Annotated in this window: 30 protein-coding genes and 1 tRNA gene; 16 read left to right on the forward strand and 15 right to left on the reverse strand. The window is 34.7% G+C overall.

The window, feature by feature from the left end; genetic code table 11:
* The 6 genes from Q0941_RS09170 to Q0941_RS09195 form a co-directional block, all read right to left on the reverse strand.
* A partial coding sequence (locus Q0941_RS09170) for an Ig domain-containing protein (protein WP_299293301.1) occupies positions 1-841 on the reverse strand: 841 nt, incomplete at its 3' end.
* Positions 842-952: 111 nt separating this feature from the next.
* Complete coding sequence (locus tag Q0941_RS09175) at positions 953-1318, reverse strand: VOC family protein (RefSeq protein WP_299293304.1); 366 nt, start codon at positions 1316-1318, stop codon at positions 953-955.
* 90 nt (positions 1319-1408) lie between these two features.
* Positions 1409-2146, reverse strand: a complete 738-nt coding sequence (locus Q0941_RS09180) for a spondin domain-containing protein (protein ID WP_299293307.1) — start codon at positions 2144-2146, stop codon at positions 1409-1411.
* Between the two features lie 65 nt (positions 2147-2211).
* Entirely contained in the window at positions 2212-2514 is a 303-nt protein-coding gene (locus Q0941_RS09185) for a hypothetical protein (protein ID WP_299293309.1), read from the reverse strand.
* Positions 2515-2540: 26 nt separating this feature from the next.
* On the reverse strand, positions 2541-2930 hold the full coding sequence (locus Q0941_RS09190) for a winged helix-turn-helix domain-containing protein (RefSeq protein WP_299293312.1): 390 nt from the start codon (positions 2928-2930) through the stop codon (positions 2541-2543).
* A 55-nt stretch (positions 2931-2985) separates the two neighbouring features.
* Positions 2986-3579 carry a DM13 domain-containing protein gene (locus Q0941_RS09195; RefSeq protein WP_299293315.1) on the reverse strand — a complete coding sequence of 198 codons (594 nt, stop codon included), beginning with the start codon at positions 3577-3579 and terminating at the stop codon, positions 2986-2988.
* A 133-nt stretch (positions 3580-3712) separates the two neighbouring features.
* Here Q0941_RS09195 and Q0941_RS09200 point away from each other — a divergent pair, with 133 nt between their 5' ends.
* Positions 3713-4243 (forward strand): DedA family protein, encoded by a 531-nt coding sequence (locus Q0941_RS09200; protein ID WP_299293318.1) that lies wholly within the window; start codon positions 3713-3715, stop codon positions 4241-4243.
* A 117-nt stretch (positions 4244-4360) separates the two neighbouring features.
* Here Q0941_RS09200 and Q0941_RS09205 read toward each other — a convergent pair whose 3' ends face one another.
* Genes Q0941_RS09205 through Q0941_RS09215 form a run of 3 tightly spaced genes read right to left on the reverse strand, consistent with a single transcriptional unit; the run spans position 4361 to position 7333 of the window.
* Entirely contained in the window at positions 4361-5152 is a 792-nt protein-coding gene (locus Q0941_RS09205) for a DUF72 domain-containing protein (protein ID WP_299293321.1), read from the reverse strand.
* A gap of 1 nt (position 5153) precedes the next feature.
* Positions 5154-6641 carry a sorbosone dehydrogenase family protein gene (locus Q0941_RS09210; protein WP_299293324.1) on the reverse strand — a complete coding sequence of 496 codons (1488 nt, stop codon included), beginning with the start codon at positions 6639-6641 and terminating at the stop codon, positions 5154-5156.
* Positions 6642-6676: 35 nt separating this feature from the next.
* Entirely contained in the window at positions 6677-7333 is a 657-nt protein-coding gene (locus Q0941_RS09215) for a uracil-DNA glycosylase (RefSeq protein WP_299293327.1), read from the reverse strand.
* An 80-nt stretch (positions 7334-7413) separates the two neighbouring features.
* Here Q0941_RS09215 and Q0941_RS09220 point away from each other — a divergent pair, with 80 nt between their 5' ends.
* The 5 genes from Q0941_RS09220 (at position 7414) to Q0941_RS09240 (ending at position 10635) form a co-directional block, all read left to right on the forward strand.
* Complete coding sequence (locus Q0941_RS09220) at positions 7414-7806, forward strand: VOC family protein (protein WP_299293330.1); 393 nt, start codon at positions 7414-7416, stop codon at positions 7804-7806.
* 42 nt (positions 7807-7848) lie between these two features.
* Complete coding sequence (locus tag Q0941_RS09225) at positions 7849-8511, forward strand: zinc ribbon domain-containing protein (RefSeq protein WP_299293331.1); 663 nt, start codon at positions 7849-7851, stop codon at positions 8509-8511.
* A gap of 1 nt (position 8512) precedes the next feature.
* Positions 8513-8851, forward strand: a complete 339-nt coding sequence (locus Q0941_RS09230) for a hypothetical protein (RefSeq protein WP_299293334.1) — start codon at positions 8513-8515, stop codon at positions 8849-8851.
* A gap of 279 nt (positions 8852-9130) precedes the next feature.
* Positions 9131-10390: an ABC transporter substrate-binding protein gene (locus tag Q0941_RS09235; protein ID WP_299293337.1), complete on the forward strand. Its 1260-nt coding sequence runs from the start codon at positions 9131-9133 to the stop codon at positions 10388-10390.
* Between the two features lie 56 nt (positions 10391-10446).
* Positions 10447-10635 (forward strand): hypothetical protein, encoded by a 189-nt coding sequence (locus tag Q0941_RS09240; protein ID WP_299293339.1) that lies wholly within the window; start codon positions 10447-10449, stop codon positions 10633-10635.
* Here Q0941_RS09240 and Q0941_RS09245 read toward each other — a convergent pair whose 3' ends face one another.
* Positions 10636-10764, reverse strand: coding sequence for a hypothetical protein (locus Q0941_RS09245; RefSeq protein ID WP_299293342.1), 129 nt, complete (start codon positions 10762-10764; stop codon positions 10636-10638).
* A gap of 367 nt (positions 10765-11131) precedes the next feature.
* On the opposite strand from Q0941_RS09245, the gene Q0941_RS09250 reads away from it, so the two are divergent.
* On the forward strand, positions 11132-11797 hold the full coding sequence (locus Q0941_RS09250; RefSeq protein ID WP_299293345.1) for an ATP-binding protein: 666 nt from the start codon (positions 11132-11134) through the stop codon (positions 11795-11797).
* A 61-nt stretch (positions 11798-11858) separates the two neighbouring features.
* Here the strand turns inward: Q0941_RS09250 and Q0941_RS09255 are convergent, their stop codons facing one another.
* Both Q0941_RS09255 and Q0941_RS09260 read right to left on the reverse strand, forming a co-directional pair.
* Entirely contained in the window at positions 11859-12035 is a 177-nt protein-coding gene (locus Q0941_RS09255) for a DUF1059 domain-containing protein (protein WP_299293348.1), read from the reverse strand.
* A gap of 32 nt (positions 12036-12067) precedes the next feature.
* A complete protein-coding gene (locus Q0941_RS09260; RefSeq protein ID WP_299293351.1) occupies positions 12068-12778 on the reverse strand; it encodes a hypothetical protein in 711 nt (236 codons plus the stop codon).
* Positions 12779-12871: 93 nt separating this feature from the next.
* Between Q0941_RS09260 and hisS the strand changes: the two genes are divergently transcribed.
* The gene (gene hisS, locus Q0941_RS09265; RefSeq protein ID WP_299293353.1) at positions 12872-14155 is read left to right on the forward strand and encodes a histidine--tRNA ligase; all 1284 of its coding nucleotides are present in this window, start codon (positions 12872-12874) and stop codon (positions 14153-14155) included.
* On the opposite strand, the gene Q0941_RS09270 is transcribed toward hisS, so the two are convergent.
* Positions 14136-14801 (reverse strand): translation initiation factor IF-6, encoded by a 666-nt coding sequence (locus Q0941_RS09270; protein WP_299293356.1) that lies wholly within the window; start codon positions 14799-14801, stop codon positions 14136-14138. The genes hisS and Q0941_RS09270 overlap by 20 nt on opposite strands.
* 121 nt (positions 14802-14922) lie before the next feature.
* On the opposite strand from Q0941_RS09270, the gene Q0941_RS09275 reads away from it, so the two are divergent.
* The 3 genes from Q0941_RS09275 (at position 14923) to Q0941_RS09285 (ending at position 16295) form a co-directional block, all read left to right on the forward strand.
* The gene (locus Q0941_RS09275; protein ID WP_299293359.1) at positions 14923-15474 is read left to right on the forward strand and encodes a ferredoxin family protein; all 552 of its coding nucleotides are present in this window, start codon (positions 14923-14925) and stop codon (positions 15472-15474) included.
* 117 nt (positions 15475-15591) lie between these two features.
* Positions 15592-16128: a ferredoxin family protein gene (locus tag Q0941_RS09280; protein WP_299293362.1), complete on the forward strand. Its 537-nt coding sequence runs from the start codon at positions 15592-15594 to the stop codon at positions 16126-16128.
* Between the two features lie 83 nt (positions 16129-16211).
* Positions 16212-16295, forward strand: a tRNA-Ser gene (locus tag Q0941_RS09285).
* A gap of 3 nt (positions 16296-16298) precedes the next feature.
* Here Q0941_RS09285 and Q0941_RS09290 read toward each other — a convergent pair.
* Positions 16299-17249 (reverse strand): replication factor C small subunit, encoded by a 951-nt coding sequence (locus Q0941_RS09290; RefSeq protein ID WP_299293365.1) that lies wholly within the window; start codon positions 17247-17249, stop codon positions 16299-16301.
* Between the two features lie 190 nt (positions 17250-17439).
* Here Q0941_RS09290 and Q0941_RS09295 point away from each other — a divergent pair, with 190 nt between their 5' ends.
* The 5 genes from Q0941_RS09295 to Q0941_RS09315 are packed head-to-tail and all read left to right on the forward strand — an operon-like array spanning position 17440 to position 23381.
* The gene (locus Q0941_RS09295) at positions 17440-17958 is read left to right on the forward strand and encodes a DNA replication complex GINS family protein (RefSeq protein WP_299293368.1); all 519 of its coding nucleotides are present in this window, start codon (positions 17440-17442) and stop codon (positions 17956-17958) included.
* Positions 17951-20038, forward strand: coding sequence for a minichromosome maintenance protein MCM (locus Q0941_RS09300; protein WP_299293371.1), 2088 nt, complete (start codon positions 17951-17953; stop codon positions 20036-20038). Before Q0941_RS09295 ends, Q0941_RS09300 begins: the two co-directional genes overlap by 8 nt.
* Positions 20035-22161 carry a DEAD/DEAH box helicase gene (locus Q0941_RS09305; RefSeq protein ID WP_299293374.1) on the forward strand — a complete coding sequence of 709 codons (2127 nt, stop codon included), beginning with the start codon at positions 20035-20037 and terminating at the stop codon, positions 22159-22161. Before Q0941_RS09300 ends, Q0941_RS09305 begins: the two co-directional genes overlap by 4 nt.
* Positions 22162-23154, forward strand: coding sequence for a glycosyltransferase 4 family protein (locus tag Q0941_RS09310; protein ID WP_299293376.1), 993 nt, complete (start codon positions 22162-22164; stop codon positions 23152-23154).
* Positions 23151-23381, forward strand: a complete 231-nt coding sequence (locus Q0941_RS09315) for a hypothetical protein (protein ID WP_299293379.1) — start codon at positions 23151-23153, stop codon at positions 23379-23381. The genes Q0941_RS09310 and Q0941_RS09315 overlap by 4 nt, the downstream gene beginning before the upstream one ends.
* Here Q0941_RS09315 and Q0941_RS09320 read toward each other — a convergent pair.
* Positions 23378-23854 (reverse strand): acyltransferase, encoded by a 477-nt coding sequence (locus Q0941_RS09320; RefSeq protein ID WP_299293382.1) that lies wholly within the window; start codon positions 23852-23854, stop codon positions 23378-23380. The genes Q0941_RS09315 and Q0941_RS09320 overlap by 4 nt on opposite strands.
* Between the last annotated feature and the right edge of the window lie 3 nt (positions 23855-23857).

A 23857-nucleotide genomic window follows, 5' to 3' on the forward strand; every position in this document is an offset into this window, starting at 1 on the left:
ACTTGTCAAACCAATCCTTGTAACTTGCTTCATTGTTGTATCTGTCAACATAACTTTGTGGATCTTTTGATTCATCAACAAATGAAGCTGGAATTTCAATCTCTTCAGGTTGTGGTTCAGGTTCTTTTGGCTCAGGTTGTGGTTCAGGTTCTTTTGGCTCTGGAGGAACTGAAATAGGATCATTTACTGTAATTGTAATAGATTCTCTATCTACCTGACTTCCTTTTGTAGCAACAATCTCAAATGTGTACTTTGCACCTGGTGAATTTCCATGCGAACTAGATGGAGTCCATGTGAATTTTCCAGTTTCTGAATCAATTGTTGCTCCAGAAGGAGGACTTTTTTCAAGACTGTAAACTACTCCTTCTACTAAACTATCTGTAATTCCTACTGTAAAAGAGACTGTTTTTTCTTCATCAATTGTTACATCTTGAATTGATTTTAATGCTAAAACAAAATCTGGAACTTCAAAAATTTTCTCACCATCGTATTCTATCTTGATGGTCATTCCTTCATTTTCTTTTTGACTATCCACAAATGCTGTTGCGTTATAGATTCCTGTACTTGAAAAGAAATTTGTAACTGGTCGTGGAATTACTTCAAACTCTCCTTGGTCTGGAGTTGGATCTGATAACATTCCTTTAAAACTATCTCCAGGAAGCGGACCACGAATAATAACAAAAATTGTCTCTTTTCCATCCTGTGTTCCAATAAATTTGAAACTTTCTACATTTGTGTAAAAGCTCTTTTCTAATTCTAATGAGGTAACTTCTGCATGGGCAGGGATAACCATACCTAATACTAGTGAAAATAATACAATTCCTGCTAATCCTTTGTTCACATGACTTGTTTGATTAATGGACTTTTAAAAAACTCGTATAATTTCTTCTAATGAATTGCAAAGATTTCTTTACTAATCAAGCACTATTTTTATTAAAATCTTGTCAAGTAATTATTTTGCTGAATTATCCATCTCTATAATTCCAAATACATTTCCTTCAGTATCTGTACATTGGGCAAACCACCCAACTCCTGGAATTGCCATCTTTGGAATAATCAACTGTCCTCCATTTTCAGTAATTTTTTTTGAAAAATTGTCAACTGAAGGAACACTGATTGTATTTGTCATTCCTAATTGCCCAGGCATTCTTTTTGAAAGCCCTCCATTAATTCCAGGTTCTTCTGTTCCCGTATTTGCCATCCAATAATCCATTGGACCATCCCATTTCTCAAATTTCCAATCAAACACATCAGCGTAAAATTTTTGTGCACGCTGTGGGTCATCAGCAGGAATGTCAAAGTGTGAGACTCTAGGCATAATTTTTCCTTAAATGGAAATTATTTAAAGTCCAGCTTTTAATTTGAAAAATCATAAAAAAAGAAAAAAAATTTCCAACGATGTTGGAAATTAATTCATTCGTACAATGTCGATTTTAACCACTGGACCATCCCATCCATGAGCTCTCTGTGATAAATCATCATCTCCAAAGATTCCTGGATGTGGAGTGATTATTCCATCTTCGGCAATTGCTGGATTGGTAGCTCCTGTTCCTTTGTCACTAGAACTTACTCCAGATTCAGCAGCACATGGAGGAACCAAGTCTGCAAAATCTTCAGTATTCATCTCAGTTCTAACATCATATGCTTTGGCATAGACTGTTTTTTCTTTGTAGAATGGAAGCTTTACTGAATCAATTCCAGCGATTCCGTCATTTGTACATACTAACATGCTTGCAAAGGAGAGATATCTCTTATTTCCATCAGCTGAAACTGTAAAGGTTTCAGAATATTGCAAATCTGTATCTCCTGGATCATTTGCTGGAACTAAATGTCCCCCTGAACCCTTGACAATATCCATTACTCCTGATTTACCCTCTATTTTTTCAACTAAGAGATTGGAATTTCCATTCTCTGCTAATTGTTGCAGCTCTTCAGAAGCTTTCTCTCCAACCGTAAACAAGCTAACATCTTTAGAATGTGTAACTAACAATGGAGGAGTTATTGGCTGGCCTGGAGTAATGTTGGTTATGGTTACCTCATACATCTGTGACTTTGCAGCATTAGATTCTGGAATTCCTGCAATTCCTACTGCTAGTATTGCTACTAGTGCGGTCATTGCAAAAAAACCTGTTTTTTTTGATTTCATTGAAAATGTTATTCTAAAAAATTATCTTAAGGATTTTACCACTTTATACCCCAATCTTTTTTGAATCATCTTCTTGTAATCCAAACAAGAATTGATAATCCAATTGTTTGAATTACATTGATAGTAAACAAGTAATGTGATACCATATCTGCTGACATCATCAAAGCTTTGTCATCCATGTAAAGTGTAGACCAAAACAAAACTATCACAACATTCTGAATCATTAACAATGCTGCAACTAAAACTAATCCTGAAGTGTAATATGATCTAATTACTCTCATGTTTTGAACATATGTTCCAATTACAACTAGAAGCAATCCTATATTCAAAAATGCAGAAATAACTGCAGCTAACATAAAATCAATCATAACATAATTCCTCTTTGTATGCTAATTTAGATTGTTCCAATTTTTTTCATAATCTCCTCTAACGTATTCTTATTTTCTTTCATTAAATCTGATAATTGGTATTCTGCACCATAGTCTTTTTCGGCTTTTTTTACAAGTTCATTTTTTGCTAGTATTTTGATATGATGTGCAACTGTTTTATGGTCTAGATTTAGGGTTGTGGATATTTTATGTGCATTAAGAGGGGTTTCTTTGATTAAATTGAGGATTTTTGCTCTATTTACACCACCTCTCGTGCCTGCAATTATGCTCCATAGAATCATCTTGAATCTGGGGTTGATTGAAGGGCTAGAGCCTTCGTTTCCTGAAAATAAGAAAATTTTTGGAAGAATCTGTGGTAATGAAAATGATGGTAATACTATTGTTGCAGTTAACACTGATTGCTCAGGAGATGTATTAGATATAAAAAATTGCTTTTGTGATTTTTTCAAATCACATTTGTGGTAGAACTTCTGCACTTCCAAACAACACGCTAAATGCTTTGCACCAAATCAACACTTTGTTGTATTTGGTAAGATCTGTTCCTTCAGGAATATCATAGTTTTGATTTCCATTGTTTGCTTTAAGTTCGCCCAGATTAACAAAATCAGATGCATTATCATCTGTTGCTAGGTAAACGAACAAATCTGGTCCATTAGTTGATTTGAAATTTTCTAATCTCAAAACATTACTACCATCTTCTAGGGGAATTGTATATGCGTCTCCTTGTGCATCATGGATTCCATCACCAACTCCAATGAATGTTCCTGCATATGTCATAGGGATTGTTTCTTCCATCATCATTTCGTCATCTTTCATCATTTTCTCTTCCATCATCATTTCGTCATCTTTCATCATTTTCTCTTCCATCATTGGCTCATCAGATTTTTCCATCATTACACTAGTACTATCTTTGATTGGTTGTGTGATAGCTCCTGTTGGTAATGCCTCATCAACGGATGATTCTGTAAAATATGGAGATAATGCATAGGCTGCAACTCCTGCAATTGCAATAATTGGGATTATTGCGAATACTGCTTTGTTCATGAGAAATCTTTTGTGAATTTTGTATATATCGAATTTTCCAGTTTAGACCCCAATCTTTAGGAATAAAATATGACAAAACAGTCTGAGTATCTACTCGTAAAGTAATTTAGTAAGATCTCGTAGCCAGAAGCAAATGGAGCCATTTGACTCATTTCTAATATGGATTTCAGATTTTCTAGGAGATCATCTCTATGAAGGAATCTTCCTTGCAGCCCTTCTTGAGACTATTGTTCCTCCTATTCCTACTCTTGCCGTTTTTCCTACGGCAGGATTCTTGGCCAGTCAACAAGGAATTTCCTTGATGGGTATTATTCCCATGATTCTTTTAGGTGCCATAGGTGCAACTATTGGTACTTCTGCAATTTACTTGATAGCTCTAAAACTTGGAAGAGCAGTTTTGCTGCGTTATCTGAAATATGTCAAGGTCTCTGAATCAAAATTAGAACGTGTAGAGATTTGGTTTGAAAAATATGGTGACAAGGCAGTATTTCTAGGAAGAATGGTTCCAGTAATGCGAGAAATGATTTCTGTTCCAGCCGGATTACTCAAAATGAGAATTCCAAAATTTGTTTTGTATACATTTTGTGGTTCTTTAATTTGGGCAACAGGAACAATTCTTGCCGGTTATTATTTTGGCGAAGCTATTGGTCTTACCACTAGTTAAATTACTCCCTTGCCTTAAATATTAAAAACACACTATGTACAGTGTCGTCCTTTTGTTTGGCTGGATGGTTTACAGGGATTCTTCAATGCTCCCCTTCACGTTGAAGAATTTCTGTTTCTAAAAACTTCCCAATGTTTTCTGCTTTTTTTCTTCCCAAATTAATTCTCTCATACCAAGATTCATTCTCAAAGAATTTGCAGTTGCAGGACCAAATCCTTCATAATGATTATTTGCCATTACCATAGCAAGTGGAACATTAGAAATATTTTCTAATTTTTTTGTCCAGTTTTTGATTTGTTCTTTTCTGTTAATCATTATTTTTCCAAAATCTGAATCTGGAATTGTTCTATTTCCAATTAATCGAATATACAGATAGTTTGATGTAATTGGCATAGAGTTTGTGATTCCTTCAATATCGTTCCAAACAAGACAGTGATTATTTTGTTTTAGAAATGTAATTGCATTTTCTGAAAACCATGATTCATGTCTTCCCTCAATAGGATATACAAAATTATCTGGTAATACATCAAAGATTTCTTCTAATCTTGGTTTTGCCTCATCAAATGACAATGAGGGAGGTAATTGTAAAACCAGTGCTGAAATTTTTTCTTGGATAGGAGCTAGAGACGACAAGAATGAAAAAACCTCCGAATTTACCCTTTCTAGCCTCTTTTCATGCGTAATTATTGATGGGAATTTTGCTGAAAATCTGAAATGCCTTGGGGTATCTGCATTCCATCTTCTTACAATCTCTTGGGCAGGAATTCTGTAAAATGTTGAATTGATTTCAGTGATATCAAAAATCTGTGAATAATATTTTAGCCATTCTGAACTTTTCAGGTTCTTTGGATAGAATGTTCCAGACCACCCTTGGTAGCTCCATCCAGTACATCCAATTTTGAATTCCATCTTATCTCAAAAACTGAAAATTTGGAAATAATCTAGTTGAAGCAATCAATCCCACAATACTGATTATCAAAATAATAACTATAATTTGACCAAATTCTGGGACAACAAATGTATTTGTAACTGCAAACTCTCCATTTGCATCAGCTATAACTGAATATGTTCCATTAATTGATACTTCTTTTTCAAAAGTTCTTTCAAACTTTCCATCTTCTTGTGGAACTACTGCACCACCCGTTACAAACTTTCCGTTAGGATCAATTATTTCTAAATTGATTCCTTTGAATTTTGCAATTTCATCCACACATCCAACCACTTTAATTTTTGTAATTCCATTTTCAATTTCAGAAATTGCACTGACTTCAATTGGATTTTCTTTTGTTACATTACAATCATTTATTGGATTTAATGGCATAATTCTTAGAATTTTATCATCACCTGAATTTGGAAATCCTCTTCCATCTTGGTTACTTGTAAGGATGTATAGATATCCGTCAGGACCAGTTTGTACATCTCGTAATCTTCCAAAATCATCTTGAAATAATTTTTCATTTGAAATCACTTTGTTGTTTTCAATATCAAAATCTATCATATGCAAATGACTTCCCCTTAATGTTGCAACAAAATATTTTCCTGTCCAATGAGAAATTTTCTCTCCTTCGTAAAATTCTCCCCCTGATGGTGCCCAAGTATCATCTCCTGTATGTAAAATTGGATTGATTGCACCTTCTAGAACTTCATCTCCAATAACATCTGGCCATCCATAATTTGAGCCTGGAATAATGAGATTTAGCTCATCATGAGCACTCCCTCTCCATCCAGAAGGTCCATGCTCAGTTGCAACCAAGTTTCCATCATTATCCCAATCAATTCCTTGGGGATTCCTATGACCAATTGAATAGATTAATGAATTATTCCATGGATTATCTTCTGGAATTGTTCCATCAGAATTAATTCTCAAAATTTTTCCTGCAAGCGAATTAAGATCTTGTGATAAATTTGGATCTCCTGCATCTCCTGTTGTAATGTATAATTTTCCATCAGGTCCAAATTGAATTCTTCCTCCATCGTGAAATGGACCTCCTGGAATTCCATCTAACAGAATCTTGTTTTCAGTTAAAACTTTGTCACTGTAATGATATCTTACAAGTTTGTTTTGTGTGGACAAGAATTCATTGTAAGTATAATAAAGATAAATGAAATTATTTTCGGAATAATTTGGATCAACTGCAACTCCTAGCATTCCGCCTTCTACTCCTGCAACACTTAGTGATAGTAATGGAATTTCTTGTAATTCTCCATTTTGTATTATTCTGAGATTTCCGTTTCTTTCAGTGAATATTGCATCTCCACTTGGTAGCCAATCAATACTCCATGGGATTGTTAGGTTGTCTGCAACTGTTTCCACTTTGACTCCTAAATCCGGAAACTCTTCAGCAAACGCAAATGGAATAATTGTAATACCAAAAAGAAGAACTAGTATCCCTTTCACAAATTATTTGAGGATAGTTTTACAATAAAGGTTTGCTACTTTACCAATCTTTTTGCCTTTGCAAAAACAGATGACCATTGAGACCAAGTTAGTCTTCCAGTTTGAGTATTTTGTTTGGATGGGTGATACGATGTAAGAATCTGAATGTGGTCGTACTTGAACAATTTATTGTGCCCAAATTTCTCTGGTTTTACCTCAAATAGCTTACAGGCAGCCTCATATCCAATTTTTCCCAAACAAAGTATTGTTGTAACTTTGGTTAGAATTTCCTTTTCTTTTTCTAAATATTGGAAGCATGTGTTCATTTCATCTTTTGTTGGCTTGTTTTGTGGAGGTGCACATCTTACAGCAGCAGTAATGTATGCATTTTTCAGAGTTAACCCGTCATCTCTTGATTGACTAGTTGGAATTGATGCAAAACCGTGTTTGTGCATTACTTTGGCTAGCCAATCTCCCGATGAATCACCAGTAAACATTCTACCTGTTCTATTTCCACCATGAGCAGCTGGAGCTAATCCTATAATTAACAACCTTGCATTAATGTCTCCAAATCCTGACAATGGTTTTCCATAATATTTTTCATCTTTGAATCGTCTAACTTTGTTTTTTGCAACATCTCTTATGTAAACTGCTAATCTAGGACATTTTTTACAGTTTGAGATTTTCTTGTTTAATGATGTAATGGAACTCAATAGAATTTCTTTTGTGTAATCTCAATAAAAATACTGTTGATTTCCATCAAAACTAAATATGATAAATTTCAATTATCATTATGACAAATCTTAGTGCAACATCAATAGATCACATTAACATGAATGTCAAGAATCTTGATGAGAGTATAGATTTTTACAAAAATCTATTTGGATTTGAAATCAGAAAAGATGACAATTCTCAAAACAAGCTTGACGCACCATCAAAAATTATTGGAAATGATTCTATCAAATTGTGTCTTTATGAGGTACCTGAAATGTCTCCTAAAGGTGGAATTGCACATTTTGGGTTTAGTATAGAAAACTTTGATGATATATTACAAAAATGCAAGGAATTCAATGTTCAAGTCTTGTATGATGGCCCAATTGATTGGGAAAAATCCCGTTCAATCTATATCGTTGATCCGAGTGGATATGAATTAGAACTCAGCCAGATTTCTGGCGGAGGCTTGTAAAAAACAGAAACAATTTAGAATAACCTTGTGATCTGAACCCTATTGGATGCTCCAGATATTGTTGATGATGTAAATGCATTATTGAAATTAGGCGTGGGAGATGCTTATCGCCTAGAGCATATCAAGCAATCCTACATTGACAATAAAACCATCTGGATTACTGATGCAAATTATTTGGATAAATTACGAGAGAAATATCTTACAAAACCAAACACCGCAACTTTGACCAATGAGGATGAACCTGAAGATGATGGGGAAGGAATCCATTGCTGGAAATGTGGCAAACGAGTTCCATTGCGTTCTAATTTCTGTATGGTATGTGGTGCTTCTATCTTTGAAGTGGGAACTGAAAATAAACCAGTAAAAAATGATTTGCGTCCAGAATCAGAAACTCCACGTAAACCACTAAATCTAAAAATTCCAATAATAATTGGAATTCCTGTTTTAGTATTGATAATTTTAGGTGGAGCATATGGAATGGGTGCCTTTGATGGTTCTATGAAAAAATCTACAACAGTTACTGTTCCTGAACCAATTCCTAAAGTTGATGTTCCTCAACAAACATTTGATCCTGATGATCCAAATTCTAAATGTGGACCTGGAACTATCTATGATGAAAATTCAAACTCATGTGTTTTAGAGAATTCTAAATGTGGACCTGGAACAATATATGACAAAGAAACAAACTCTTGTGTGTTAGCATAAAATGAATCTACACATTGGAATTTTCTCATTAGTAATTGTATCTGTATTAGGTTTTAATTCAGCCTTTGCAATGCCGTTAGAATCTGTATCTGTAAATGTAATTGAAAATGATGGAAACAAAGCAACTGTAGAATTATCTTGGAATCATAATGGTGCATCATATTATGAAGCAGGATGTGTTAGCTGCATTCCCAATTTTTCTGATGACACAACACAAAACAATATGATTTTAGAAAATGTTACTCCTTTTGCTGATGGAGATGCACTACTATACATTATTGCATATGATGACAAAGATGAGATTATTTCTGCAAAACAAATTGTAGTTGTCTTGAATTAAATTTGTTCAGGATCTCTGTCTAAATTAATTCCAATTGATTCAGCCCATTCTGATATTCTTTCTATCAATTCATTTTCTTTTTGAGTAATCATGCAATTTTTAGAGATTTTTGAATAAAAGAAATTACTATACACTTATCTTTTATCCAGATTTTGAGCCTAGAATTCTAAATTTTTGTGAAATGTGCGTAAAACTGATCAAATCGGACAATTATTGCATTTAATATTTACCACGAGATCCTACGCTACCCTTTATATCGAAAGACAGGAAATTTGCGTAATGAAAAGTACACAACTTCTAAGCGTTGTTTTTTCACTGATTATGTTCACTGGCGTATCAGCCGGTAGCGTAGCATTTGCAGAAGACGATGTTGATTCAGAAATGAGAGAAAAACTCGAAAGATACTGTGAGATGTCTGATGAGGACAAGAGAGATTATCTTGCCGAAAATGACAAGACAGAAGAACATGCAAAAAAAATGGATAGATACTGTACTCTAAGTGAGAGCGACAGAGCTGACTTTATTGCTGAACACAGAGCCGAGTACAAAGCTCACATGAAAGACAGAATGTATGATAAAATAACTGACATTAGAAAACACATGGATAGATTCTGTGAGTTATCTGATGAAGAAAAAGATCAACACATTGCTGAACACGAACCAACACAAGAACACATAGACAAAGTCATGAGATATTGTTCTTTAGACGATGAAGGCAGAGATGCATTTGTTGAAGAGAATAGAGATGAAATCAAAGCTCACATGAAAGAAAAATATCATGATAAAATGTCTGACAAGAAAAAACATCACATGAACTATGACAGATTATGTGCAATGGCAGAATCTGACCGTGCAGCAGAAATTACTGATGTTGCTAAACTTGATAGAATCAACAACTGGTGTGATATGACACCTGATGAAAGAGAAGACTACAAGAAAAAGCATCATGCTGAAATGAAATACAAAATGCACGACAAGATGACTGACAGAAAACATGACATGAAAATGAACAAGATGCATGACAAAATGCATGACAAAATGTCAGACAAATCTAAGCGTCTCAAAGCAATGATCATGGCAAAATATGACATTTCAGACGAACGATTAGATGAAATCAAGATGAAATATCGAGAGAAATACGGTGACCTATCTGATGAACATAAATCAGAATTGAAGAAGAAATTCATGAAACACATGAAATTCATGAAGCATCACATGACTGATGAACGCAAAGCCGAGATTCACGACAGAATTTCTGAGATGAGAGATTTCAAAGCAGAACTTCGTGATAGAGCATCAGATATGACAGATGAAGAAAAACAACAACTTAGAGAAGAATTCATTGAAAAGGCAAAAGACCTACAACTAGCATGGATTACTCCACGAACTCAGATTGCAGCAGGAATTGATGCAGCTGAAGTAGAGTGCCGTGAAGGATTTACCCTTGTTATGAAATCATCAAACGGAGTACCAATGTGTCTCAAAGCTGACACTGCTCTCAAAATGATTGACAGGGGAATTGTAGTTCCAGCCGTCTAACTTTTCTTTTTCTTATTTTTCTAAACTAGTTATATCTCTGGATATAATTTTGATTAATGAATTTTAATTGTGTTTTTCCAAACTGTAATTTCAAAGAAAACAATATTGAAGAAGATGATTTTGTCAGACATCTTAATGAAAATCATCAACAAGAAATGTTAGAAATTTCTCAAAAAGAAGACATGCCAATTAATGCAGTAATAATGATAACTGTATCAAATTCTCGAGTTTTCATAAATTCTTGATTATCTGCCTGTAGCGTATAGGATGTATAGTATTATTGAAGCAACAGATGAAATTCCAACAATAATCCCCATCTCTTTTTTTGAAAAAACACCTAGGCGAGAACTCACAAGTGATGAGAACTGTTCCATCCTTAAGCGTGTTATGATTCCAAAAATGGTTTGAGTCTTGCTAGAACCAGGCTTAGAATTCTTTATGAATGTGAAATCTACAACAGAGTTATTGTCAAAGTCTCTTGATGTGCCAAGATGTACTCATCTTACAGTTCATACTGTATTGTGTACATTTTGTGGAATGACTGTTTGCTCTGATTGCAATTTAAAACACAAGTCAATCCATTTTGCAAATAAGGATAAAGAAATACCCAAATCAGAATTTGAGGATTGATTAGAAAGGTTCAAGTCTCTATAGACTAGTTTCTAAAACGGTTTGACTGAAGCAAAGCTTGCTCAGTTTGTCTAAACACCACGTTACATGCAAGGTTTGCAAATACACTGTATGCAGACATCCAAAGAGCTAGAGGCTGTTGGGGAGCTTTCAACCAGAATTGCTCATGACTTGAAGACCCCCCTTAGTGTTCTGAGGAATTCTGTAGAAATTCTAAAAGCAGAAAGTGATTCAGAAACCAAGACAAATATCAAACTCCTTGATTCGATGAGTCGTGCAATTAACAGAATTGATCACCAGTTAAACGAAGTTCTGGAATTTGTAATGCCAAAAAATTTAGATCTCAAAACACATTCTTTGTTTGAAATGCTTGAGGGCGCACTAGTTGACATTTTGAATTTGGAACACGTAACAGTTTGTCTGCCTTACTATGATGTGAAGATTCTATGTGATAGAAAAAAGATGGAGATAGTTTTTGAAAACATACTCCTCAATGCAGTTCAAGCAATGCAGAACAACGGAAAAATTCAGATTGAATGGGATGAGACTGATACGGAGGTTCACATTAATATGAAAGACAGCGGTCACGGCATTCCAGAAAAACTTCTCCAAAGAATTTTTGATCCTCTATTTACAACCCGACAGGTGGGTACAGGTTTGGGGTTGCCTGTGTGCAAAACAATTGTAGAGCAGCACAATGGAAGCATTAGAGCTGAGACCGAGTTTGGGAAAAGTACAACTTTTTGTATATCTCTGAAAAAACAGCAAGATCTTTGAGCAGTTTAGTTTATGCACCTAGATTTGAGTCAAAAATAAAAAATTGCCTAGTTTTGCATAGTTAGGCTTCTTTGATTAAGCCTTTAATGCTTTCAATGGATTCTGCGTTAAGCTCGATTTCTTTGTGATGTTCAAGTACATGTTCTGTAACAATAGCCATCAATTCTTCTTCAGTTTCTGCAGTTGCAGACCATGTACACTCTTTTCCAGCATCCTGACAACTAATGCTTTTAGCCATAAATGAAATTAGAAATTCTTCTATTAATACTCTCAGATGAATATCTCTTTGTCTTGATTTACTTTATCTCGTTTAGGAATATCATGAATTTCTAGTGAGTTAAGATATGCTAGTTGTTCATCAAGCAGTTTGTTGTCTCCATAAAATACCAAAATTCTATCTCCATGCATTATTTCATATTCTGAAATTCCACCTACTTCATCACCATTGATAAAGAATCTCAAAGAATTTTCTCTATCTTGGCAAAATTGAGTTTCACCTAATGCTATACATCCAGAATCTATTTTCATTCCAAATGACATAAAGAGCATCTCAAGGGGAACTCTGTTTGCATGTTTGTGGATTTGGTAGTGATTATGATTCTCAAAATGAATGTATTTGCTTTGTAGCTGGAATGCAGGTAAACCAAAATTCAATCTCTCTGACTCTACAAACATCACCATTGCAGCATGTGTATGATCACTTCCAAACTGTCCAATGTTATATTTTTCAACCATTCTCTCCTCCATAGTAACTATCGTATTATCAAGAATTTCTGAATCAATTCTTTCTTGATTTACAAAATAATATGAGAAAAATCCTGCAGCAACTACAACAAAAATTATTCCAGCAATAATGATGCCTTTACTTTTTGGCCTTTCTTCAATTTCAGGTTCAGGTTTGAAAAATCCAACATCACTATCTTGCTCTCTACCTGGTAAGCTATAGTCTGATTCATCTGAAGGTAATGCCTTGTCTGACAAACATATCTAAGACTTTTTCATTCTATAAATCTCCAATGCCAGAATTGTTCTGGTACTAATGCTTAAATCTCCAGATCCTAATCAAACATTGAATTGGAATTACCAAGAGGAATGAAAGACTTTGAGGCCCAAGAGAATTCAAATATTGAGCACATCCGATATCATTTTAAACAATTATCAAATTTGTACGGTTTTTCCTTCATGGAACCATCAGTTCTAGAATCCTTGACAACACTAGAAACAAAATCTGGTCCTGCCATTAGGGATGAAATCTATTTCTTTAAGGATAAAGGTGACAGGGAAGTTGCTTTACGTTTTGATTTTACAATGGGTCTGACAAGATATGCTACTGCTCAAAAATCTATGAAACTTCCTGCAAAAATCTCTGCTTTTGGAGGTGTTTTTCGCTATGATGAACCACAAAAAGGAAGATACAGATACTTTCACCAGTGGGATATTGAGGTTTATGGAAAACCAAATCTAGAAGCTGAAGCAGAAATTATAGAATTAACATCCAGACTTTTTGATTCACTATTACTCAAAAATATAACAATTGACATCAATCATAGAAATTTAGTTGAATCCTTTATCAACAAAACATTTGATTCAAAAGAACCCCAACTTGTTGCAGATATTCTAAGAGCAGTTGACAAAATATCAAAAAAATCTAAAGACGAAATTATCACTGAGTTTGAATCAAAAGGCTATGAAAAATCCAAGTTAGAAAAAATTCTAGATTTCTCTCAAATTAAAGGATCAATTAAAGAAGTTGAAAATGTCTTTGATACTTCACAACTAGAATCATGGGATGAATTAAAATCTCTATTTTCATCACTTGAAAATAGAGGAGTATCTAACATTAGAATTAATTTTGGAATTGTTAGAGGACTAGATTACTATTCTGGAATGGTCTTTGAAGTATTTGATAAAAATTCAAAACTAGGTGCCTTAGCTGGCGGAGGACGTTATGATACACTAACAAAAGCATTTGGTAGAGATGACATTGGTGCAACCGGTGTTGCAGGTGGTGTTGAAAGAATTATTCTAACAATGGAAGAGCAAAAAATTATTCCAGAATTAGGACAAAATAGGGTAGCAGTCATTTATGTTAATGATGAAATGCAAAAAGTTGCATTTTCAATTGCATCTTTATTGAGACTAAATAATATTCCAACTGATATTGATTTAGCTGGACGAAATATCAAAAAACAAATGGATGCAGCTTCAAATTCTCGATATTCAATAATTGTTGGCCCAAACGAGATTGAAGAAGGTAATGTTGTCTTGCATGACATGAAAGATGGAAAGGAAGGAACTATCTCACTTGAAAAACTCACTGAAGATCCAAATTCTGTTCTTAATTCAGAAAAGCTCTAGTTAACATCATTATTTCAGGTCCAGTTGTAAGCGAGCCAACCACCAGATTGTTGTTATTTACTAAAATTCCCGATGATACGTATGGAATTCCATTGTTAATTGAACTGTGCTCAACTTTGACGCCTAGAACATTGGAAAATATCTTCATGTCTTCCTCATCTGCTTCAGGATGTATGACTGCTCCAGAGTTATTTGCAACCATAACAGCTCCAGTTTGATTAAAACCAGCAATTTTTTTCTGGAAAACCTCAACCCCTAATACATCTGAAATTGTTTGGCAATCTGAATCTGATAACCAAGGTGAAACTATAGCTCCTTTGTCATTTGCACACATTACATTTCCCAAAGCCGTAAATTTAGAATCTAGCACTCCAATTTCTAAATTAGTTTCTTTTTTCAAAAATTCATATTCATTATCAAATGCTGTTTTAGGAATTAACATTCCCTTGTTGTTCATTACAGACAATGAACCAATTAATCTCGTGTTAGCAATTGCAGTATAATGATAATCTACTTCCAAATACTCTGCTAATTTTTCTGCTTTTGATTCAGCAAATCCCATAGGAAGTAAAACTACACTATCATTGGTAGAAATGTAAACTCCAAGATTTGGTCCCCGATACACATCATATTTGATAATGTCCATACTATCAGGATTGATCGTACAACGTTATGAACGTAGGGATCAATTTTCTACCTAAATGATCTATAGTATGTTCGCATTTCACCTATCTAGCTTTAAATAATATCTTCAATGAACTGCAGTTATGCCAATAGCAGAAAACTTTCCAGAGGGACTAAAACCAATTGGAAAAATCAGTAACGCTGATGGACAATTCCATTTCATGTGGGGTCCAGGTAAAAAGACAAACACAGATGGTTCTCAAGCTGAAGTATTTGCAGATGCAGATGTTGTTGCAGCATACAGTACAAGAGGAGAAGAACAAGTTCCTCTTGGTGTAAGTGGCACAATGGTTGCAGTTGATTGGGATTCTTGTGTGGCAGATGGTGCTTGTATTGAAGCATGTCCTGTTCAAGTCTTTCAATGGTACCGAACTGAAAAAGATATTCCAGCTAAAGATGTCGTTGGACAAACCTTTGAAGGAACTGGAAGTTCCGTAAAAGACGAGCGAAAAGATCTAACAGACAAGGCTGATCCAATCAGAGAACATGATTGTATCTGGTGTATGGCATGTGTTTCAGTTTGTCCTCCTCAAGCTATCAAAGTTGATCAGTCAAACTTGGAGGCACATGAGAAAGCAGCAGGAACTTTTGTAAAAATGGAAGCAGGATCTGAAAATCCTCACGCCCACGATTAGAAAAATTATTTTCTTTTCTTTCTTTATTAAAATCCAAACGTAAAATTTGCGATCTCTTAGATTTAGTCGCAACTAATTTTGTTTAGCTTTAAATAATATTTTAAAATTAATTTCAATATGCCAATAGATGAGAAATTTGTCGAAAATCTAGAAATTGTTGGAAAAACAAACCACAGTGACGGTGAAAATAAACACTTTATCTGGGGTAAAGGCAGAACTGACGGTGCAGCATTTTCAAATGATGATGTAAAAGCAGCATATGAAGCCCGCGGTGAAGAACAAGTTCCACTTGGAATTCACGGTACTACTGTCGCAGTTGACTGGGACGATTGTACAGCACAAGGTTCATGCATGAGTGTTTGTCCAGTACAAACTTTCCAATGGTACAGAACTGAAAAAGATATTCCAGCATCAGCTTGCTTGGATGAAACCTTTGACGGTACTGGTTTAACCGAACAAGATGAACGTCTAGATTATTCAGATAAATCACAACCAATCAGAGAACATGATTGTACACAATGTATGGCTTGCCAAGAAGCATGTCCAGAAAAAGCAATCTTGATTGAACCATCATACATAGAATTCCATGAAAAAGCAAATGGTACCTATGTTGTAATGGAATCTGGTTCTGAAAATCCACACGCACACGATTAAAGAATTTTTTTCTTTTTTCTTATTTTTAAAATTCCTCTTAGTGTTCCTCAACAAATTTTAATCAGTTATCTGCAAGATTTTTTGCAGAGGTCGCCTAGCTCGGTAGGGCGCGGGCCTTGAGAGCCTGTGTGCGCAAGCATACGGGGGTTCAAATCCCTCTCTCTGCGCTTTTACTTTTCCAAGTTTGCTAATTCAGCAAGCATCGCTGATAATTGAATTTCTGAATTGGCTCCAGATAAAATTCTATAATCATACTTGGCAATTATTTCTAAAATATCAGATAATTTTTCGTGTTTTGTTTTGAATACTGCAGAATTGATATATTTCAGAAAATCTGATTCTGACATTCCATATACTTTGATTAATTCGATCATTTTCTCTCTTGCATCTGCAACTTTTCCTGATAATGCAATCTTTAGAACTTCATCAACATCACTTGTTTTAGTTAGTCCAGCTGATGACTTTACATTTGCCTCAGAAATTGCACCCAAACTGGCAGTTGCCTGCATTAAATTAATTGCATGTCTCAAATCTCCTTCTGAATAATCATAAATTGCTTTGAGCCCTTTTTTGTCAGCCTTTACTTTTTCTTTTTTTGCTATTTCCTCTAATCTTGGAATGACATCTTCTTCAGAAACTGATGTGAACTTGAATGTAGCACATCTACTCTGAATTGGTTCAATAATTTTTGAAACATTGTTTGCAATTAGGATGAATCTACAATTCTCTGCTGCATCTTCAATAATTCTACGTAATGCAGTCTGTGCATCTCCAGTCATTTCATCTGCTTCATCTAAAATGATAATTTTGAAAGGAATATCTGCAAATCCTGCAATCTTTGTGAATTTTTTGACTTTTTCTCTTACCATTCCAATTCCTCTTTCATCTGAAGCATTTAGCTCAAGTGTGTAGTCTTTGGAATATTCTCCAAGAATTTGTCTAGTAATGCAGAGTGCAGTTGTTGTCTTTCCAACACCTGCAGAACCTGAAAACAGTAAGTGCGGCATGTCGGTTGGATCTTTAATTAGTGCCTCCAAACTTCCAATGATCTCAGTTTGGTTTACGACATCAGATAGTTTTTGAGGACGATATTTCTCAACCCACATTCCTGATTCAATCATGGGTAAAGTTGAACCCTCACCAATAAAACCGAATTGGTTATTGTAACATCCCTCATCTTAAAATCAAAATTATTCGTAAACTTTTGTGCGATCAGGCTCAGATTAATTTAGATCAATTGATCTCACCAAATTGTAAAAAGAATTGATCGATCCGAAACTTGAGGATCCTCAGGATGATCAGTGATCTCTAATGGAAATTGATACTATAGAAAAAGTGCACTCGATAGGATACCGCCTAAAGGAAGCTAAGACCACACTCAATCAAGATGTAAAGATTGACGTGGCTGACGTAAAGATTTCAGGCCAACAAGGAGAGATTTTGAATATCCCTCAATGGGTAGGCAAAGTTTTAGCTGACAATAATTTGGCAGGTCTTGATGCTCCTGATATGATTACCGAGTTAAAACAGGCTCTCTCTAAAGAAAAGATGGTAGGTGAATACCAACTATCAACTTTGGATTCTCACTTTTACATTAAACTAAAAGAAGTAATGAAAGATCTAAACAGAGATGATTATGATCATGTTGAAAGCATAATGCTTGAATTATTTAGAATGAGACGAGGTAAACTTGTCAAACTTGCTGATTCCATAAAACTAAACTCTGATTTGTATAACAAATTAACAGTAGAAGAGGCAGTATTTTACAAATCAATCTATGACAATAGTGTAGAATTTGAAAAACAAATCAAGGGTGAAAGAAATGAGTAGTGCCCAAACTAGTACCTTTACTGATTCAGCATTATCAGACAAAGTAAAAGAATTCTTGACTAGATTCAAAGACAAAGATGGCAATTACAAGTACGTAGAAGCAATTGATGAGATGATGCCAAAGAATGCAAAGTATATCATTGTAGATTACAATGACTTGGTCTTAGTTCCAGATATTGAAGTAATGTTTACAGAGAATCCTGATAGAATCTTTGATGCATTTTCAAGAGCAATCAAAGAAGCATTACAAACAAGATTCCCTGATTATGCTGAAAAAATAAAAGATGAAGTTAGAGTTAGACTAGTAAATTATCCTTCTGAGAGAAGTTTGAGACAAATTAACGCAGAAACAATTGGAACAATTACAAGTGTTTCAGGAATGGTTGTTAGAGCATCTGAAGTAAAACCTCTTGCAAAAGAATTGATTTTTGTTTGTCCTGATGAACACAAGACAAAAGTTGTTCAGATTAAAGGAATGGATGTCAAGGTTCCAGTAGTTTGTGATAATCCAAATTGTAAACATAGAGATTTTGACCTTAAACCAGAAGACAGCAAATTCATTGATTTTCAAATTATGAGATTACAGGAACTTCCTGAAGACCTACCTCCAGGACAACTTCCACACTATATTGATGTGACAGTTAGGCAGGATTTAGTAGATAATGCACGTCCAGGCGACAGAGTTGTACTCACAGGAGTAGTCAGAGTTGAACAAGAATCAGTTACTGGTGTCACACGTGGTCATAGTGGATTATATCGATTAAGAATTGAAGGTAACAATATTGAATTTTTAGGTGGACGAGGTTCTAAGACATCAAGAAAAATTGAAAGAGAAGAGATTTCTCCTGAAGAAGAAAAAATGATCAAGGCTTTGGCTCAAAGTCCTGATGTCTATCAAAGATTAATTGATTCATTTGCACCTCATATCCAAGGTCAATCATTAATCAAAGAAGCAATTTTGTTATTGATAGTTGGTTCCAATCAAAGACCATTAGGTGATGGTAGTAAGATTAGAGGAGACATTAACGTATTTCTTGTTGGAGATCCTGGTACTGCAAAAAGTGAGATGCTAAAGTTTTGTTCTAGAATTGCACCTCGTGGATTATACACTTCTGGAAGAGGTTCTACTGCAGCAGGTCTTACAGCAGCTGTAGTTAGAGACAAAACAGGAATAATGATGCTAGAAGCTGGTGCAGTAGTATTAGGTGATCAAGGTTTAGTTAGCATAGACGAATTCGATAAAATGAAACCAGAAGACAGAAGTGCATTACACGAAGTCATGGAACAACAATCAGCAAGTATTGCAAAAGGTGGTATCGTTGCAACTCTAAATGCAAGAACATCAATTTTAGCTGCTGCAAACCCAATGTATGGAAAATATGATCCATTCAAAAATATCACAGAAAATGTAAACTTACCAATTCCTCTTTTAACCAGATTTGACTTGATTTTTGTTGTAAGAGATATTCCAACAAAAGAACGTGATGAACAAATTGCAAGACATATCATTGATTTACACACTCCTCAAGGAACTGACAAACGTTCTGTAATTGATGTTGATTTGCTTACAAAATACCTTGCTTATGCAAAACGCGGTTCTCCTGATTTAACTAAAGAAGCAGAAGAAAAAATTCTTGATTATTATCTTCAAATGAGAAATGTGGAATCCGAAGAGATGATTACAGTTACGCCTAGACAACTTGAAGGTATTATCAGACTCTCGACTGCTAGGGCCAGATTGCTCATGAAAGACAAGGTTGAGGAAGAAGATGCTGATCGTGCTATTTTCCTACTACAAAGTATGCTTGAGGATGCAGGAGTCGATGTAAATACTGGCAAAGTCGATATGGGAGTTCTTCAAGGAAAACCAAGAAGTGAGGTATCTAAGATGCAACTATTCATGGATATTCTCAAGGGATTAGAAGGTGATAACAAAGTAGCAGTTGAAGAAAAAGCATTTGTCAAAGAGCTTGAAAAGACTGAGAAATTTACTGAAGAAGAAGCAAGAAATTACATTAGAAGAATGCTTAGAGAAGCATCTATTTATGAATCAAAACCCGGTCACTATAACCGAGTATGAAAATAGAGAAATTAGATCTTCCAGAATCAGCAATTGAATTTTTAAAATCACAAGGTTATGAAAAACTCTATCCTCCTCAAGCAGACAGTGTAAAATCTGGATTACTCAAAGGACAAAGTGTTCTAGTATCAGCACCCACTGCAAGCGGTAAAACTCTGATTGCAATGCTGGCAATGCTAGGATATCTCTCCAAAAATAAAGGAAAGGTGATTTATCTGAGTCCATTAAGAGCCTTAGCATCTGAAAAATTTCTAGAATTTAAAAAATTAGAAAAACTCACAATAGGAAATAAAATTAAAACTGCAATATCGACAGGAGATTTTGAAAATATTGAAAAAAATCTTGACAAAAGTAACATCTTAATTTTAACAAATGAAAAAATGGATTCAATTATTCGTCATGGTGCTGAATGGGTTGATGATATTGGTTTAGTGATTGCTGATGAAGTTCATCTAATTGGTGATGAAAGCAGAGGTCCTACACTTGAAATGATTTTAACACAACTCAAACTCTTAGAATCTACTCCTCAAATTGTTGGTCTTAGTGCTACAATTACAAACTCTGATGAACTTGCATCATGGCTTGATTGTAAACTAGTAAAAAATGACTGGAGGCCTGTCCCCTTGTCTGAAGGAGTCTGTGATGCTGGTGAAGTTACCATGAGTGATGGAAAAACCTTTGAAGTTGAGCGTAGTATTCGTGGAACGCCTATCGATTTGGGCGTACAATCTGTACAGGATGGAGGACAATCACTAGTATTTGCCGAAACCAGAACCCGTTCAAAATCTTTGGCTACAAAAGCAGCAGATGCTATTTCTCAGATTCTAAAAACAAATGACATTAAGGAACTTGAAAAAACATCAAAGAAAATTTTATCTGAAAATGAACATACGGAACTTGTAAAGACTCTAGCAATTTTAGTCAAAAAAGGAGTTGCCTTTCACCATGCTGGTTTGAATCAAAATTGCAGAACTACAATTGAAACTGAATTTCGTAAAGGAACAATAAAACTACTTTCTTCTACACCCACATTAGCAGCTGGTGTTAATCTACCAGCTCGTAGAGTTGTAATTTCGAATGTAAATAGATACAACGCCAAAGTTGGTGCAAACAGACCTATCAGCATTTTAGAATACAAGCAACTCTGTGGTAGAGCTGGAAGACCACAATATGACAAGTATGGAGAATCAATTATTGTTGGTAATGGAAATACAGAAGATCTTATTGATTATTACATTAATGGAGAACCTGAACCAATTGAATCAAAAATCACTGAGGATAAATCTCTTAGAACTCATGTGCTAAGTGTAGTTGTAACAAATCCTGGAATTAAAAAAGAAGAGATTCTAGAATTTTTCTTACAAACATTAGGAGGTCAACAATCAAGAAAACCTACAATAAAATTTGCAATTGACATCTCATTGAGATTTTTATCTAGTCAATATCTTTTAGTCAAAAAAGGAGAAAGATATGCTGCAACTGAATTTGGAAAAAAGACATCCATGCTTTACATTGATCCACTGACAGCTACTTACTTTAGAGATGCAGTTGAAAATGTCTCAGAGGGAAGAAAGCATACATTTGGATTTTTACATTTAATCTCAAATTGTGAAGAATTTTTCCCAAAGTTTTCTTTACGGAACAAAGATTATGAAACTGCAAGTTTGCTAATAGAAAACAATTCTTCTGAAATGCTAGAGCCAATTTCTGAATATGACTGCTCACGCAGTCTGCTGGCTTTACATTCATGGATTGCAGAATCCTCAGAACTCTCACTTTCAGACAATTTAGGCATAGAATCTGGTGATATGCATAGGATGACTGAGACTGCAAATTGGCTATCATATTGTCTGAGAGAGATTTCAAAGCATGTTGAAAGGGCTGATTTGCTTGAAGAATTAGGGGATCTTCGAAATAGAATTGTTTATGGAATTAGAGAGGAATTACTTGATTTAGTTAGAATAAAGGGAATAGGAAGAGTAAGGGCTAGAATTCTCTACAAGCATGGAATTAAAACTCTGGATGATTTGAGAAAAATTCCAGTGAATAAATTAGCAGAAATTGATAAAATTGGTTCAACCCTTGCAGATAACATCAAGTCAGAACTACGAAGGGTTAGATAATTGATAGATTTAGTGATATCTGCTGCAATTTCTAGTATTGTGGGATTTGTTGTTGTTTTAGTAATGACCCCTCCACTCATCAAGTTTCTAGCAAAACGAAACATGGCAGTAAAAGACATGAACAAAAAAGAAAATGTCATGGTTGTAAGACCAGGTGGAATTTCTATTATTGCTGGAATTATAGTTTCTGAAATTATACTCTATGCATTTTTGCAACTAAATGAAATTCTTGCAATTCTAATTACAACTACAGCTGCATTTGCAATAGGTTATGTCGATGACAGAAAAGTAATGGGAGGATGGTTTAAACCTGCAACTTTAGCAATTGCTGCAATTCCAATAATTTTGTTAGGTGCATATGATACTGATTTAGCATTTCCATTATTTGGAGAGGTACAAATTCCAGCATTGTATCTTGCATTAATTGTTTTGATGATTCCAATTACTGGAAATACAATTAATTCTATTGATGTTCTAAATGGTGTAGCAAGTGGATTTATGGTAATTGCAAGTTTTACACTTACCATCTGTTTGATAATTGTTCAAAACTATGAAATTGCAGTTGCAAGTTTACCATTAGGATTTGTATCTTTAGCATTTTACAAATATCATAAAGTTCCAAGTAAAATATTTCCTGGAGATTCAGGTGCACTAGCACTTGGAGCAATGTATGGTGTAATAGCCATTGTAGGTGGCGTGGAAATTATTGCTGCTGTAGCCCTACTTCCAGCAGTAATTAACTCATTTTTGTTCCTATCAAGCGTAAAAAGAATCGTAGAACATAGAGAAATCAAAGGAAAACCAGTCGAGCATACTGAAGATTTCAAACTTAAAGCTACTACAGACGAAACAGCACCAATTACCTTAGTAAGATTGATCTTGGCAGGAGGACCATTATCAGAGAAACAAGTTGGTTTTGCCATTTTTAAACTTGCAATATTTTCTGGCATTTTGGCTATCATTACTGCATTTATGATGGAGATAAAATTATGAAATCTGGAATTTTTGGTTTTTTGTTTGGAATGTGGATATTGATATTAATTGGTGGTGGAATAGTTGTTACCATTTTAGGACCAATTTCAATTTCTGGATTTGGCGATTTTGATTGGATAATTAATTCTGGAATTAAAGCTGTAGTTGCAATAATTTTAGTTGTAATTTGGGTTTTAATTTTATCAAAATTCAAAAACTGGATTTTCAGAAAAGAAATTAAATCCTAACTTTCTTTCCATTCTTTTTGTTTTTTATCGTATTCTTCTCTTGTGTATCTGATTGTAGCAGGAGAACCTATTACGACTGTATTTTCTGGGACGTCTCTAGTCACCACAGCTCCCATTGCAACAACACTATTTTTTCCTATAGTAACTCCAGCTTTGATGACTGCACGAGCACCAATTACTGCATTATCTTCAATTGTTACTCCAACCATTTTATCACACATTGGAAAAGGATCATTTGTTAGAACTGCAGCTGGTCCAATGAACACATTTTTTCCTATTCTTGATAGTGGAGGTAGGTAAACTTGACCTTCAATCCTAGAATTTTCCCCAATTTTTACATTGTAATCAATATGTGCAAGTGACCCAATGGAGACATTATCTCCAATTTCTGTATCATCTCCAACATATGCAAAATGCCAAATTTTCACATTTTGTCCTATCTTTGCTTTATCTGAAATTTGATTTGTGACCATCTC

It is taken from the genome of Candidatus Nitrosopumilus sp. (assembly GCF_028278985.1).
In the GTDB taxonomy this organism is placed as follows: Archaea; Thermoproteota; Nitrososphaeria; order Nitrososphaerales; family Nitrosopumilaceae; genus Nitrosopumilus.